Origin of the sequence: Actinoplanes sp. NPDC051470 (genome assembly GCF_040682035.1) — a bacterium.
In the GTDB taxonomy this organism is placed as follows: Bacteria; Actinomycetota; Actinomycetes; order Mycobacteriales; family Micromonosporaceae; genus Actinoplanes.
Genome location: NZ_JBFBAA010000054.1, coordinates 22829 through 37746, shown reverse-complemented (window position 1 = coordinate 37746; position 14918 = coordinate 22829). Strand labels below are relative to the sequence as shown.

Genomic DNA, 14918 nt, shown 5'->3' with positions numbered 1-14918 from the left:
TCGGCCGGCACGGACCGGAACGAGGCTCAGGAGCTGCGAGATCTCGCGACCGGTAAGCGGGACACGGTTGACTTTGACCTGCGTACGGCTCAGTCGGGTGTGGCGACGAACGCGGGCAACACCAAGAAGACCACGTTCGTGGCTCAGGTCATCGAGGCGATGCGGGAGCGGTCCGAGTTCTTCGGCCGCGCAACCACGTTGACCACCGCTGGTGGTGAGGTCATGGAGTGGCCGGTCAAGAACGGCCTGAACCCTGGTACGCCTCCGCTTTCGGGTGCGGCTCAGGTCGCGGAGAACACGGCGTACCCCAAGGGTGATCAGTCGTGGACCAAGACGAGCATCGGTGCCTTCAAGTACGGCGTGATTGCTGAGGCGACTCAGGAGATCGTGGACGACTCGGAGCTTCCGATTCTGTCGATCCTCGCGGAGGACGCTGGCGAGTCGGTGGCTGACCTTCTGGTCCGGGACCTGCTCGTGGGTAACGGCACTGCGAAGCCGTGGGGTTGGATCACCCGCGCTACCGCTGGTGTGACTCTGCCTGCGGCTTCGACGTTGGCGAGCATCACCTTTGATCACCTGCTGGACCTTCAGTACAGCCTGACCGCGCCGTACCGGCGTAAAGGCGTCTACATGTTCAGCGACCTGGCAACCCCGGTTATCCGGAAGCTGAAGGACGGTGAGGGCCGCTACCTGTGGGCTGCGAGCGTCCAGGCCGGTGAGCCGGACACCATTCACGGCAAGCCGTACCTGACGGACGTGAACGTTGCGACCTCGGGTGCTTCCGCGAAGATCGGCGCTTTCGGTGACCCCAAGAAGTACCTGGTTCGCCAGGTGAAGCAGCTTCGGGTGACCCGCTCCGACGAGTACGGCTTCGACCGTGACGTCGTGGCGTTCAAGGTGACGTGGCGCGGCTCGGGCGACCTGTACGACCTGAACAGCGTCAAGGCCCTGGTTCTGCCGGCTTCCTAATCCTGCGGGGACCCCTTCGGGGGTCCCCTTTCCCTTTTGGGGGTTGGTTTGCGCATCAAGGTGACCCGGACCGTTCCGGGCTATGTGAACTATGCGGCTCTGGCCGCTGGGGACACCGTTGACGTTGACGACGCGGCGGGTGTCTCCCTTATCAATGACGGCTACGCGGAGGCGGTCCGGCAGGAGCCGGCCGAGGGCCGCGAGACGGCCGTACAGCGCCCTTCTGGGCGTTCCCGTAGGCAGGGCTAGGGAGAGACGGTTTGCGGTTCCTGAGTGGACGTGAAGCCGTCCTTAAGCACATTTTCGAGACTGATGACGAAGCCCCACTCACGCCCGTCGCTGTGACCGTGACTGTGACCCGCGAAGGTCGCACCACGGCGGCCACATCCGGTACAGCGATCCGCAACGGCGACGTTTACACGTTTGCCGCGGGTTCTCTACCTCTGGGTGTTTACACCGTCCGGTGGGACGGCGGGACAGCAGCCGTAGACACCTCCTGGTTTGAGGTTGTGGGCGGTCATCTGTTCACGGTGGCCGAGGTTCGCGCTTACGATGCCGACCTGTCCGCGGACAGGTTCCCTACGTCAGCCGTTGTGCGGCTGCGGGACTACATCGCTGGCGAGTTCGAGTCCATCACTGGACGTTCGTTCGTAACCCGCTGTCGGCGGATTCCGGTGGAGTTGGACGGCAGTTGCAGCCCTCTTCCCCTCGTGGACGTGCAGGCGACAACGTTCGAGGATTCGGCCGGTCAGACCGTTTACGCCGTCTCCGTTGAGCCGGTCGGCCCGTTCACCTTGGCCGAGGGCGAAGGCAGCTACACGGCCGAGCTGACATACGGGTTCAGGTCTGTTCCTGACGATGTGAAGCGTGCGGCGCTGCTGCGCATTCGAACCCTGTTGTTTGCTGAACGGTCCGGTATCCCTGACAGGGCAACGTCTTTCCAGCCGGCTGAGGGTGGCACCTACACGCTTGCCACCCCTGGTGTGCGCGGCTCTGAGACAGGCATCCCTGACGTGGATGCGGTTCTAGGCCGCTACGGGTTCGACGTGCTCGATGACCTGGCCGGGGTGCTCCTGTGAGCACCCTCGCTGTTGCTGTGAAGTCCACGCTGAAGCGGTGGGCGGCTGAACAGCCGATGGTCACTGCTGAACAGATTCAGGTGACGTACGGGTTCCCTACGCGGGAACCGGACCGGCGTTGGATCGCCGTTGGCGACATCAACTGGTCGGAATCACGGTGGGCCACAAACCGGGCCAGGCAGGAAGCGTTCACCGTTTCCGTCATCTTCAACGTTCAGGTTCCGGCCGGTACGGCTGAGGAAGCGGAAGCGTTCGCCATTGAAATGGCTAAGGGCTTCGAAGGCCGGCTGAAAGCTGATCCGTCGATCGGTGGCCTATGTGTCACTTCCGGGTTCAATCCTCGCCGGTTGAAGTCGTGGCCGATTGACGGCGCTTACGAGGCGCAATTTGAGACGGAGGTTACGGCGGCTTGCCGACCGTGAAAGAAAACCTATCGGTTGTGTACGTCGGCCCCTCCGCTTGCGTTGAGGGTGCCGGGTATGTGTTCCCGAGAGATACGCCTGTGACGGTTCCGGGTGTTCTCGCTGAAAGCCTCATTCGGGGCGACTTTGAGATAGCTAAGGATGAGGTGAAGAAGTAGTGGCGACAGTCCACGACTCATACATCGGTGTTGCTGAGGAAAGCATATACGGGACGGCTGTTGCCCCCGCCCGGTTCCTGGAGATGGCATCCGAAGGGATTGCAGGCAAGAACGAGCGGATCGAATCCGAGGGTTGGCGTGCCGGACAGAAGGTCCTTCGAAGGGACCGGTTCGAGCCGAACCCGAAGGGCGCCGAAGGTGACGTGAAGCTTGAGGTTCTTGACGGCTCCCTTGGGCTGCTGCTGAAGCACTGCCTTGGTTCTGTGGCCTCGGGTGCCCCCTCGGGCGGCTTCACTACGCACACGTTCACGGTTGGCGACCTCAAGGGGAAGTCGCTGACTGTCCAGGTAGGCCGCGGTGACGTGTCTGGGGCAGTGCTGCCGTTCACCTACGAGGGCGGCAAGGTCACCGGCTTCGAGATCACCTCAGCGGTTGACGGTGTTCTCGGCCTGAACCTGGACATGGACTTTGCGAAGGAGACCATCGGTGCTGGAGCTGGGGCGTACGCGCTCTCGGTTCCGACGTACGCGGCCGGTACTCAGCTCTACACGTTCGTCTCCGCGTCGGTGACGGTGGCTGGTACTCAGTTCGGTGTCTCTGACATCAGCGTCAAGGGTGACAACGCGCTGAAGACTGACCGCTACTACTCGGGGACGGCCGGCCGGAAAAAGGAACCTCTCACTGAGGGTCTTCGGAAGTACGAGTTCGAGCTGAAGGGCGAGTTTGACGGTCTGGTCCACGCGAACCGGGCTGCCGCTGCTGTGGCTGCTTCCAACCTGGCCGAGATCGTTGCTGTGTGGTCCACGCCGCAAGGTGGTGAGTTCCGGGTGGTGATGCCCTTCGCGCGGTTTGATGAGGCTCCCCCGAACTTCGACGGCGCTCAGATTATCGAACAGTCGCTTAAGGGCATGGCCCTTGAAGACGGTACGGCTTCCCCGATCACGATCGCGTACAAGACGAAGGACACTGCCCCGTAAATGGGTTCCAACCGTTTGATGCGGTTGGAGGGTGTGGACGAATTTTCCGCCGATTTAGAGACGGCGGTCAGGGATTATCCGGAAGCCGCTAAAGCGGCGGCTTACGACTTAGCCCGTTCCTTGAGCCAGCGTGCCAGGATGCGTGCCGCTGCTCGTGGTGGTGTTGTCCGGAAGGCTAGCGAAAGTCTCCGGGCGTACCGCACTTCCGGTGGTGGCGGTGTTTCCCTCGGGGGTGCACGCGCCCCGTACGCGTTCGGTGCCGAGTTCGGCGCTGTCCAATACCGGCAGTTCGCCGTTTGGCGTGGCAATCAGTGGGCCGGCTGGTCTGGTGGCCCTGGCTACTTCCTTCACCCCACCATTCGCGATGAGGCACCAATCCTCATCCGCGAGTATTTGCGTTCCCTTGACTTGGCGATTCATTCGCGTGCGTTCCCGGACTGACGGGTTCGCCGCGGCCCCCCTTCCTTTTCATCCCTTGGAGGCTTTCGCATGTCTGATATTGAGCTGTCTTTCAACCCTGACTCTCTAACCCTTGGCGACCTTGAGGACTTCGAGGACTTCACCGGCCAGTCGATTGATGAGGCGATTAAGCCGGTCCCCGTTCTGGATGACAACGGCGACCGGGTGTTTGACGACCGTGGCCGGCCGGAGATGGGCACGAAGGTGAGCACTAAGGCGCTGATTGCCCTGGTGTGGCTGGTGAAGCGTGCCGATGAGCCGACGTTCACGGTTGCTGACGCCCGCAAGGTTCGCGTGTCCGCGCTCAAGATGACTTCGCCGGATGAGGGTGATTCGGGAAACGAGTGAAGCGGCTTCGTGACGTAGCCGCTTTCTGCCATTTCTACAGGATGACCCCGGCCGAGTACCGGGGTTTAACTCTGTCCGAATACCAGGCTTTCACCTCATACATGCGGGAGTACCTGGAAGCGCAAAGGGGAAACCATGTCGGGTGACACCCGTCATTTGAAGGTGATCGTTGACGGGGACGGCAAGGGCGGACAACGGGCGCTCTCCGGGGTTAATGACGGCCTGGAGCGTGTCGATCAGGCACAGCAGAAGGCTTCCCATGGTTGGGAGAACTTCCGGGACGGTCTGGTTGCGGCAACGACTGTCGCCGGGGTTGGACTTCTAAAGCTCGGAAAGTCTTCGGTTTCGGCTGCCTCGGACTTGAATGAGACACAGTCGAAGATCGGTGTCATTTTCAAGGGCTCGTCGGATGCGGTCAATCAGTGGGCCGCGAACATGGCCGCGGACTTCGGCCAGTCGAAGAAGTCAGCCCTTGACGCTGCCGCGACGTTCGCCATTTACGGCAAGGCCGCGAAGCTAACCGGAAAGGACCTGTTCAACTTCTCCACCGATCTGACCACTCTCGCCTCTGATATGGCTTCGTTCTCGAACACGTCACCGGAAGAAGCGATTGAGGCTATCGGCGCGGCTATGCGCGGCGAGTCCGATCCCATCGAGAAGTACGGGGTTCTTCTCAACGAATCCGTCTTGAAGCAGCGTGCCTTCAAAGAGGGCATCATCAAGACGACCAAGGAAGCCCTATCTCCGCAACAGCGGGTACTCGCCGTCCAGGCCGAGTTGTATGCGCAGCTCGGCAAGAAGGGTTCCGGGACGCTGGGGGACTTCGAGCGGACCTCTACAGGATTGGCGAACCAACAGCGCATCCTGTCTGCTCAGTGGACCAACTGGAAAGCTCAGATCGGGCAGTCGCTTCTGCCGGTGGTTCAGCAGTTCGTCACGATGCTGAACAGCAAGGTGATGCCAGCCCTCAACGGGCTGTGGGTTACCCACGGGCCAGCCGTTACGGCGTTCCTGTCGAGCCTCACCACAAAGGTTGGTGCCCTCTTCGGGACGCTCGGCTCAATCAATTGGGGTGACCTGGCCGGGGCTGGCGTGGACAAGCTCAAGGGTCTGGGCGCGTCCCTGGCCGCTGTGGACTGGACAGCCCTCGGGGCTCAGGTGAAGTCGGGTCTCGGCTCGTTCGGTCCGGCTCTGGCCGCGTTGAAGGAGAACGGCGGTACCGCCCTCTCGGACGGTTTAAACGTTGGCGCTACGGCGCTGAAGTTCTTCGCTGATCACCTGGACCTGTTGGGCAAGGCCCTTCCGTACGTGTTGGCCGGCCTGGTCGCCTACAAGGCGGCTGTGATGGCTAAGAACGTGGCGGATGCCGCTATGCCGGTCGTCACCGGTCTGGCCGCTCTGGCGAACCTGCGGCTTGCCGCATCCAACCGAGCCCTGGCCGCAAGCATGGCTCAGTCAACGGCCTCCACGTCGGGTAGCACTGTCGCGACTGGCGCTAACACCGTGGCGACCACAACCGGCGCGTCATCCCGTTTGGCGGCTGTGGGTTCGTGGCTGGCGTTGGCTGCCGCTCAAGCCCGTTCAATTGCTGTAACGGCAGCTCAGACGGTTGCACAGTGGGCACAGAACGCGGCTTGGCTTGCGTTCCCGGTGACATGGATTGTCGCTGCGATCCTCGTTCTGATCGGGATCATTATTGTTCTGTGGAAGAAGAATGAGACTTTCCGCAGGATCGTGACGGTTGCCTGGAATGCTATTAAGTTGGCTTTCGCTGCCGTGGTCGATTGGGTGAAGACTGCCATTCCGGCGGCCTGGGATTTCCTGATCAGAATTACGACGGGTTACTTCAAGTTTTGGTACAACGTGATCTCTACTGCGATCACGGCCGTGAAGAACTTCTTCGTAGGCGGCTTCAACTTCTACAAGAACCTTGTGCTCAAGGTTTGGAATTGGTTGAAGACGTACACGGTTGCCGTGTTCAACTTTTGGCGGAACGTCATCACGAGCGTGATTTCGGCTGTCAGGTCGAAGGTGTCGGCTGGTGTAAACGCCATCAAGTCGGCGTTCTCAACCGGGTTCACGGTCGCAAAGAACCTTGTCGTTGGCGCGATGAACTTGTTGAAGTCGGGTGTCACAAGTCGAGTCAACAGCGTTCTTGGGGTGGTCCGTTCGATCAAGTCGAAGGTCACTGGGTTCTTCTCGGGTGCCAAGAACATGCTCGCCAACGTCGGCCATGACATTGTCACCGGCCTAGTCAATGGTCTTCTTCGAGGGCTCAGCAAGGTGACCGCGGCTGCTCGCCGGCTGGCTTCAGCAATCCCCCAACCAATTAAGGACATGCTTGGCATCCACTCTCCGTCAAAGGTGATGGAGGAAGAAGTCGGTGAACCATCCGGTGACGGTGTTGTGGCCGGTATCGAAAACCGGATTCCGGCAGTCCATAAGGCGATGCGGAAGCTGGTTCCTCCGTCGCTGGCGGACACCTCGGTCAGTTCGGCCCCGTACGCGGCGGCCGGCTCAGTCACCGTCATTCAGCACATCACTGTGCAAGGCCACGTGACCACGGAAAAGAAGTTGGCGGAGTCGATCGCTCCCCATGTTCGTGACGCTGTTGTCCGGAAAGGCAAGAACAATGGGGGGAGGACCGGACTTTAGTGGACCGGATGACACGAGTTGAGATCGGGTTCGACTCGGGCGTTTCAAGCCCCGTTGTGAAATGGACCGATGTGTCAGAGGACTTCGCTTCCCTCTCCTACGACCGGGGCAAGAACAAAGAGCTAGACACAATCGAGGCCGGGGAATGTACTTTCGTTCTCGACAACGCGGACGGCAAGTACACTCCCGGTCGGCAGTCATCGCCTTACGTCGGAAAAATCAAGGCACGCGTCCCAATTCGTGCCTACACCGTCCTTGATGGAAACCTGCTTCACGTCAAGACGGCGAATGCCAACACTGCCGACATGGATCAGCCCCGGTTCAACACTGGCCTGATCTTCACTGCCGCGAACAACCGATGGTGTGTTCCGACTTTCGACCAACCGGCCCTTCGGGACGTGTTCGAGTTCAAGCCACGGTTAGAGCTGGGCATCCCCTCGCCGTTCTACTCTGGATTGCCTGGTGACTCTGACCTGGTACCGGTGAAGGCCGGGGACCGTTTACACGTTGCCGGACGTGTCCGGAACGTGGGCGGGTCGCACGGTGCTCAGATCGGCGTCGAGTTCTTCGACCACTACTTTTCCGATGGCAAAGGTAACCCTGAAGCCGTTGCGCGCAGCACAACCTATGACGGGGCGAGCTGGGCGACGCTCACCGCATCCCTGACGGCCCCTGCCGATGGTTGGGTGGTCCTGTCCCTCCGGTTTACTGGCGAGGCTGTCAGCGACCGGTTGAGGGTTGCCAGCCTGCGGTTGAGCTCCAACGAGGATGTCCCTCTCCTGCCGGCCGATGCGGCTTCAGGCACCTACCCGGAGTTCCGCGGCTTCGTAGACACCTGGGATGCCACCTTCGACCAGGACCTGTCAGTGGTCGAAATCAAGGCCGTTGATGCACTCGCGGTGTTCTCCCGGCCTGTCGGAACCTTCTACCGCGAGAACATGGACGAGTTCTACCGGCAGACGGCAGCGACACAAGGCGCGGTCGGCGCTGGCTGGTGGTGGCCCTGCACCGGCACCGAAGACGACAACACCGCATCCCCCCGAACTGGCTCCTACCCGCTGAAGATCGCTCGCACCGCGGTTGCCCCAACTACCGGTGGGTTCACGTCCGACAAGACCTTTGACTTCGAGGACGGCACCTCGGGTGGCTTCACTGTCGCCGATGAAGACCCGACCAGGGGTGCCGTGTTGCAGCTCCAGGAGTTGGGCAAGGCCGCACCGCCCTTGGGCTGGCGGGCCAACCAGTTCGCGGATCACGCCTTCGAGACGTCCTTCTGGTTCAAGGGGAAACGACCTCCCTCAGGCAGGACGTGCTTGTTCCACATCTCGGACAGCCACTCAAACCGGCTCGTCGGGTTGTGGCTCAACCCGAACGGCTCACTGACGGCGGAGATGGAGGGCTACGGCATCTCGACGGACGAATCAATCAGCACCAACCCGAACGAGGTGTTGAATGACGACCCGATTTTGCTTGGTCTGGCGTATCGCTCAGATCCGGCAACCGAGGTGACCAGCCTAACCATCATCACTCGACGGTCAAGGACCTCGCTCGGCGTGAACGGGTTCATCCCCGTGATTGGTAACGCGGTCATCCAATGGGGTGGCCGGCTGAACAGGTACATGTCGTCCGACTTTATGCGCGGCACCATGAACCACATCCAGTGGTCAACCGGTAGCTACTACGGCGCTTCCGACGTTAGTGAAGAGTCGGTGCTGTTCTCCGAGACTGGTGAACGAGACCTGCTTGGCCGGCTGCTGGATTGGGTTGAGTTTCCGGGTTCGCGGATGCTTGATCCCTCGCTCAGCATCTTGGCTTCTCCGTCTTGGGAAGCTGGAACGGACGCTAACGGCTTGATGTCCGAAGTGGCCGGTGACGCTAGCGGAACGTTTCTTGTTGGGGCCGCTGGCGAGGCTAGTTACCATAACCGGCATCGCAGGCTGGGCAACGTTGGCCGTTGGAATTTGAGCGAATGGGCCAACGGCCTGAAATTCCAGCTCGATTCACAATACGTCTATAACGACGTGACGGCCGAACGGCTTTCCGGTTTGACGCGTAACCGCTCGGACCAGGCATCCATGAACGAATACGGACGAAAGTCGATCACAATTCGTAGGAATGTGGCCGACCCTGAGGAAATGCGCCAGGCTGCCGGATGGTTTCTTCACCGATACCGCGAGTCCCAGCCTCGTTGTGAACAGCTAGTAATTGATGCCTCAGCCATCAACGGCCCGAATGATGTCGAGCTTGTCGGCTTGGCGCACGGTGTAAACGTTTCGGATCGTATCCGGCTACACTCCCTGCCCCCGACTTATCCGGCTCCGGAGTTGTCCTTCTTCGTTGAGGGACTGTCAAAGTCCATCAGCGTTGACGGGTCGAAGTTGCGGTATCGGACGACGCTACAGGTCTCGGACGCTTTCCGTTCGTCCGCGTGGATTCTTGAAGATGACGAAACGGGACGGCTCGACTCCGAATCTTGCACCGTCATCTACTAAATAGTCCTTTACAACAGCAGCCATTGGGGCACCCTTCGGGGTGCCCTATTTGGTATGCCCTTTTACTGATTGGGGGTTCGGGTTGCCGATTCCCGTCCTTGACGGTTTCATCGCTGGCGAAAAGGTCACCGCGGCCAAGCTCACAAACCACACCAAGACTGCCCTTGAGCAGGCAGTACTCAATAAGCCAATCGGGATGCTGAACGCTGGCGTCACGGGGCAAACGGTGGCCAGTTCGGGAACATTCTCGCTGATGAACATTCAGAACGTCGTGTTTGACACGGATGACATATGCGACCCAACGAACTCGAAGCTGATCATTCGGACCCCGGGAATCTACCGCCTGACGGCCCAAACGTGCTGGCTTCCGCCCGCTAACAACGCGGCGGCTACAGGGTTCCGCGGAGCCGGAATTCGCGTTGACATCAACACGTTCCCCTCAATCGTTTCCATGCTGCCGATTACCTCGGTGGCCGCTCGGCTCAACACATCAGTTCTTCACCGCCTCAACGTCGGTTCGCAAGTATGGCTTTTGGGTGCTCAAACTCAATCGGGATCGAACCTGACCACCGCTACGGATTTCGGTGGTTGCTTCCTGTCGGCTGAGTGGGTGGCCGCATGACCACAGGCATGACGATGGTCAACGTCAACACCCTTCTCGGCACGGTCGCCGGTGTCGTGGCCCTGGTGGCGCTTATCGCCGTTGCGGTAGTTCGCTGGCGGTCCACTTCCGACGAGGAAACGTCGAGGCTGTGGAAGGGCGAAGCGGAAGCGCAGAAGGCGCGCGCTGACCGGCTGGAGAGTGGCCTAGCTGATCTCACGAGGCGGATGACCGCGCTTGAGGAAGAGAACCGCGTTCTCCGGTCGCTCTATGACTCGCGTGAAGAGATGGCTCAGCTCCGTCACGCAATGACGGACGGCTTCACCACGCTTGCAAGCCTGCTTAAGGAAGGGAGGTCTACTCCGTAGTGGGGTGGATTCTCACGAAGGGAATGACGAACCTTCGGGGTCAACTGAATGCGAGATTCCCTAAACGGGATCACGCTTCAGATGGTTCTGTTGGGGACTTGGCTCATCAGACGGGATCGTCCGGTCATAACCCGGACCGGACCGGTAGGGCCGAGTACAAGGACGGCGACAGGTACGACGAAGTTCGAGCCATCGACGTTGACGTGGATTTCAAAGAACCGAGCGTCACTCCGTTGATGGTGGTCAATCACATCATCAGGCTTCCCAGCGTTTCGAAGGTTCTCCGGTATGTCATCTATGACCGGAAGATCTATTCAGCTTCGAACGGCTGGCGGCCGGCTAAGTACACCGGCTCTAACCCGCACGACCACCACATCCACTTTTCGGGTGCCTACTCGCAGGCGGCCGACGAGAACACCACTTTTGATTACCGGCTTAACGAGTTGGGAGACGCAGCAGACGACATGGCGACCATTTCTCAGAACGACTTCAACGCGCGTATGGACGCATGGTTCAACGCTCGGATGGCTCCCTCAGCGAAGGACAACCCTGCACGGAAGTACCTGCGGGTTGCCGCGTGGCAGCAGGAGGTTGGCCGTAGCGGCATCTCCACCCATGACACCTTGTTCTTCCACATGCGGAATGAGATCAAGGCTCTCCGAGGGGCTGTCGAAGTCCTGGCCGGGGCTGTCGCCTCAGGTACCGGTGTTTCACCGGAGGCGTTGAAGGCTGCGGTTGCAGCGGCCATCAGTCAGGCTGCGCCTTCGATCGCTGACGCGGTAGCCGATGAGGCTTCCGGTCGACTGGAAGCCTGACCGTGAAGGTGGTTGCGTTCCTCCGAGACAACCCCGTGGTTGTCCTGGACGTGTTGAAGGCCGCGGTTGCCCTGCTGCTGGTGTTCGGCCTTCCCATCCCCGCAGGGCTGGACGTGGCGGCGGCCGGCCTGGTCGTCGCTGTACTTACGGTGGTGACCCGCCAGGCCGTGACCCCGAACGGCACCGTTGGGGAGCTGGTCGACGAGGCGTTGAACACTCCAGCCCCCGAGCCGGTACCCATCCCCGAGCATCGCGCGACTGACCCGGAGAATTAGAACGGGCGTACAATCGCCTGATGGCGCGTGTTCTCCTGATGTTCCGCAAGGACAACACCCCACCCTGTGGCCGGATGGTTCCGTTCGTTCGGGAGCTGGTGTCGCACGCTCGGATTCAGTTCTGGGCCATCGACGTGGTCGAGCAACCCGAGTTGGTCGAGCAGTACAACGTCAGATCGGTCCCGACGTTCGTCATCGTCGAGGATGGTCAGCCCGTTTACACGGGCGTAGGCGCCGGTTGCCTCTCCGAGCTGTCAAAAGCTCTCTTTGGTCACGGCTTGTTCAGAAAGTCGTCGCCAGCGTCGCAGTAGCCTCCATGTAGAAGTTATTGGCGAAAACTTTCCGTACGAAGCTCGCATGTCCGACTTTTCCGGCGGACTAGCACTTTCGAAAGACCCGGTGATCTTGCTACAAAGGCGGAGGCGCTTCTGCTTCTCCCTACGAGGTTCTAAAACCTCTATGGGGAGAGTAGGCAGAGATGGCGGAGTGGATCACCCTCGCGGTGACCGTACTGACAGGCGGCGGTGCAGCCCTCGTTCTCGGGCAGATCATTAAGTTCAGGCGAGAGTCGCTAATCCAGCGTGTCAGCCGTACCGCCATTCAGGGAAAAACGAAGGCTGAACGTGACGCAGCACTTCGAGTCCTGCGCCAACTGCTCGGGCAACCACCAGACCCCGAGCCGACGCCACCAGAGCTACCGGACAGGCCTGCGGCTCCTACCTGACGGCAGGCCCGTTGCCTTCATCTCATAGAGGAAGACCCCCACCCCTTCGCGGGGTGGGGGTCTTTTCGTCGTTGCGGGGGCTACCGGTCGAACTCGCCGTCCTTCGCCCCGCCGATGAACGCGTCCCACTCTTCCGGAGTGAAGATCAGCGCTGGCCCGTTGGGGTTCTTCGAGTCACGGACGGCTACGACACTGGGAAGGTTCTTGGCTACCTCCACACACTGCCCGTTCGCGTCGCTTCGGGTGCTCTTACGCCATACGGCGCTGGACAGGTCCACTGCCGCGCCTCCTCTTCCATCGTCTACGCCAGGTCCCTGGCGATTGCCGCTAACAGCTCACGAGACTTGCTGGTGCTGAGAGCAGCGGTTTGCAGGTGGGTGTAGGTAAGGGTAATCCGTCTCATGTCGTCTTCGCGTTCCAGATACACGTCACCGGCCTGAGACACGACGTACGCCACGGGACTATGAGTGTCTTCGGGGAAGTCGAGGATCGAGAACGACCCGGTTGTGCCGGGATGAGAGCCCTCGCTGAACGGCAGCACTTGAACGGTGATGTTCGGCCGGCTGGCCATCTTGAGCAGGTGATCTAGCTGGGCGTGCATCACCTCGTTACCGCCTGTACGTCTCCGCAACGCCCCTTCGTCAACGATTGCCCAAAAAGTCAGCGGAGGGTCTTCGGTGAGGCAGCTCTGTCGTTCCATGCGGAGCTGAACGCGTCGGTCAACTTCGGCCTGGTCGTCGGGCCACGCCGCAGCGACCACCGCACGAGCGTAATCCTCGGTTTGCAACAGCCCTGGCACCACGGCCAGTTCAAAGTTGCGGACCTCGGTGGCCGCGCTTTCAAGTCCGACGTACATGGCGTAGTTCGTTGGCAGCGTCCCGTACCGGGACCACCAGCCGCGTAGCTTGCCCTGCTTCTGCAAGTCGAGAGCTGTAGCCGACCGAGAGTCATCCTCGGGTACGCCGTACCGGTTGAGCATCACGAGCAGGTCGCCGCGACCGATGCCAACGTCCCCGGCTTCGATCTTGTAGATCTTCGACTCTGAGCAACCCAACACGTCGGCTATCTGTAGCTGCGTAATCTTCGCCGCCTCACGCAGCCGCTTGAGCTGTTGGCCGAGCTGCCATCTCGCAATGGTCGGGCCGCTTGCCCTCGGCACGTCTACCTCCTCGTATCTGAACACGCTCAGTGTTCCCTTTCCGGTTGAGCCGGGCAAGCGTCACCCATCAGGGTACGCATCTTCCGAAGAAAACTTACACTGAAGACTTGTAGCCGTACCTCTGAAGTGTCAGGCTGAACACGGCCGGTACCGCTGAGTGATGTCCCCCGTTCCTTGGCAATACCTGGCCCTCAAACCCCCAGCGGGGAGCAGGCTAAGCAGGTTTTTGCAGGTGGAGTGCCAACTCCTGCCAGGTCGCTTCTCGCTGGGCTAATCGTTGGGAGTGGTCCCCGTGCTCGCCGCAGTCATAGCCGCCCTGGTCGTCGGATTCTTGGCCGGCCTTCTGACCTTTAAGCGCAAACAGCAGTGGTGCGAGGACTGCGGAGCCCATCTGACTTGTCCGGCCGCTCAATACCACTATGAAGATCGGAGGCGCACTCATGAGAACCGCAACGCTGCCGCAGCGAGCGGCGCGCGGACCTGAGCTGCGAACGACCTTCCCCCCGGCCGTTTACACGGGCGGATGGTGGGAGCCGGACCCTGACCCCTGGGAAGACCCGTTCACGGGAGTCACGTTTCACCGGGACCAGCCGACGCTAGCTCGGCTGCTGGCAGCCCTGAAGGTTTGGAAGACGTCATGAGCAACGAGGCTCCGGTTCCTGAACCGCCCGCACCCGGCCAGGTGTTCGCACTCAGGCCAGAGGACTACGACTACGGCGAAGGCCACCTCATCGCCCACATCAAGGAGGTTCTGACACAGCTTCAACACGAGGGCGAACCATGGTGGAACGTCGTTGCTGAGGTGGTGCCAGGAACGCTCATCAGTCACGGCGAAGACTGGCTTGAGCGACGTCTCTTGATCCGTGAAGCGACATTCCCCCGGACGCGCCGCGAACCGGTTGCGTTGAACATGATGACCCGCGAAGCCCCTGGACCCCTAGCGCCCAATTCGTTGAATTGCTGACAGCGCTCGGTGCGTCGAACAGGGTCCGTGTCACCCGATGGGCAGGCTTTCACACCCAGACGCCCGGTCCGGTCGGCTCCCTTGGCAAGCAGACGACCGGACCGGGGTGGAAGTGCACCACCGGCACGGGGACCGAATCCCCGTATGGCAGTACCCCTCGAAGGGAGATCGTCTCATGTCGGCTCAAGACCTGTACGAGATCGACGCCTCCGGAGTGAACCTCCGGAAGCTCTGCGGTGGCGGCATCACCGACACGATGGAGTCCTGTGTTGCCGCAGCCATCCTGCCGGGAGACCCGGACGCCATCATCATCGGCGATTCGAAGCTCGGTGCCGACTCGCCGACGCTGCGGTTCAGCCGCGGTGAGCTGAAGAACTTCTTCGACGCCTTCGAGTCCGGCGAGATCTGATCCAAAAGAGGGTCGACCGGGCGACGCTGCCCGGTCGGCCCGCT

The 14918-nt window shown here is 60.8% G+C and carries 16 protein-coding genes; 14 read left to right on the top strand and 2 right to left on the bottom strand.

The genetic code is table 11. The annotated features are described in order from the left end of the window. The 12 genes from AB0M54_RS46015 to AB0M54_RS45960 all read left to right on the top strand — a co-directional run. The coding region (locus AB0M54_RS46015; protein ID WP_364479356.1) for a phage major capsid protein at positions 1-969 on the top strand (969 nt) is incomplete at its 5' end. Positions 970-1229: 260 nt separating this feature from the next. Beyond that, entirely contained in the window at positions 1230-2048 is an 819-nt protein-coding gene (locus AB0M54_RS46010) for a hypothetical protein (protein ID WP_364479353.1), read from the top strand. Continuing rightward, on the top strand, positions 2045-2470 hold the full coding sequence (locus tag AB0M54_RS46005; RefSeq protein WP_364479350.1) for a hypothetical protein: 426 nt from the start codon (positions 2045-2047) through the stop codon (positions 2468-2470). Before AB0M54_RS46010 ends, AB0M54_RS46005 begins: the two co-directional genes overlap by 4 nt. A 157-nt stretch (positions 2471-2627) precedes the next feature. Next, positions 2628-3605 carry a phage tail tube protein gene (locus AB0M54_RS46000; protein ID WP_364479347.1) on the top strand — a complete coding sequence of 326 codons (978 nt, stop codon included), beginning with the start codon at positions 2628-2630 and terminating at the stop codon, positions 3603-3605. Between the two features lie 489 nt (positions 3606-4094). Next, positions 4095-4412, top strand: coding sequence for a hypothetical protein (locus tag AB0M54_RS45995; protein ID WP_364479344.1), 318 nt, complete (start codon positions 4095-4097; stop codon positions 4410-4412). Positions 4413-4547: 135 nt separating this feature from the next. Next, positions 4548-7067: a hypothetical protein gene (locus AB0M54_RS45990; RefSeq protein ID WP_364479341.1), complete on the top strand. Its 2520-nt coding sequence runs from the start codon at positions 4548-4550 to the stop codon at positions 7065-7067. Between the two features lie 8 nt (positions 7068-7075). Further along, the gene (locus AB0M54_RS45985; RefSeq protein WP_364479338.1) at positions 7076-9559 is read left to right on the top strand and encodes a hypothetical protein; all 2484 of its coding nucleotides are present in this window, start codon (positions 7076-7078) and stop codon (positions 9557-9559) included. An 82-nt stretch (positions 9560-9641) separates the two neighbouring features. After that, positions 9642-10181 carry a hypothetical protein gene (locus tag AB0M54_RS45980; protein ID WP_364479335.1) on the top strand — a complete coding sequence of 180 codons (540 nt, stop codon included), beginning with the start codon at positions 9642-9644 and terminating at the stop codon, positions 10179-10181. Further along, on the top strand, positions 10178-10528 hold the full coding sequence (locus AB0M54_RS45975) for a hypothetical protein (protein WP_364479332.1): 351 nt from the start codon (positions 10178-10180) through the stop codon (positions 10526-10528). Before AB0M54_RS45980 ends, AB0M54_RS45975 begins: the two co-directional genes overlap by 4 nt. Before the next feature lie 98 nt (positions 10529-10626). Beyond that, positions 10627-11343, top strand: a complete 717-nt coding sequence (locus AB0M54_RS45970) for a hypothetical protein (RefSeq protein WP_364479329.1) — start codon at positions 10627-10629, stop codon at positions 11341-11343. Positions 11344-11345: 2 nt separating this feature from the next. Continuing rightward, positions 11346-11618, top strand: coding sequence for a hypothetical protein (locus tag AB0M54_RS45965; protein ID WP_364479326.1), 273 nt, complete (start codon positions 11346-11348; stop codon positions 11616-11618). A 20-nt stretch (positions 11619-11638) separates the two neighbouring features. Next, positions 11639-11929: a thioredoxin family protein gene (locus tag AB0M54_RS45960; protein ID WP_364479323.1), complete on the top strand. Its 291-nt coding sequence runs from the start codon at positions 11639-11641 to the stop codon at positions 11927-11929. A gap of 493 nt (positions 11930-12422) precedes the next feature. On the opposite strand, the gene AB0M54_RS45955 is transcribed toward AB0M54_RS45960, so the two are convergent. Then, positions 12423-12620, bottom strand: a complete 198-nt coding sequence (locus AB0M54_RS45955; RefSeq protein WP_364479320.1) for a DUF397 domain-containing protein — start codon at positions 12618-12620, stop codon at positions 12423-12425. Positions 12621-12643: 23 nt separating this feature from the next. After that, a complete protein-coding gene (locus AB0M54_RS45950; protein ID WP_364479317.1) occupies positions 12644-13525 on the bottom strand; it encodes a helix-turn-helix transcriptional regulator in 882 nt (293 codons plus the stop codon). Positions 13526-14138: 613 nt separating this feature from the next. Here AB0M54_RS45950 and AB0M54_RS45945 point away from each other — a divergent pair. Together AB0M54_RS45945 and AB0M54_RS45940 are read left to right on the top strand one after the other, a co-directional pair. Further along, complete coding sequence (locus tag AB0M54_RS45945) at positions 14139-14465, top strand: hypothetical protein (protein ID WP_364479314.1); 327 nt, start codon at positions 14139-14141, stop codon at positions 14463-14465. A 175-nt stretch (positions 14466-14640) separates the two neighbouring features. Beyond that, positions 14641-14874 carry a DUF397 domain-containing protein gene (locus tag AB0M54_RS45940; protein ID WP_364479311.1) on the top strand — a complete coding sequence of 78 codons (234 nt, stop codon included), beginning with the start codon at positions 14641-14643 and terminating at the stop codon, positions 14872-14874. Positions 14875-14918 lie beyond the last annotated feature (44 nt).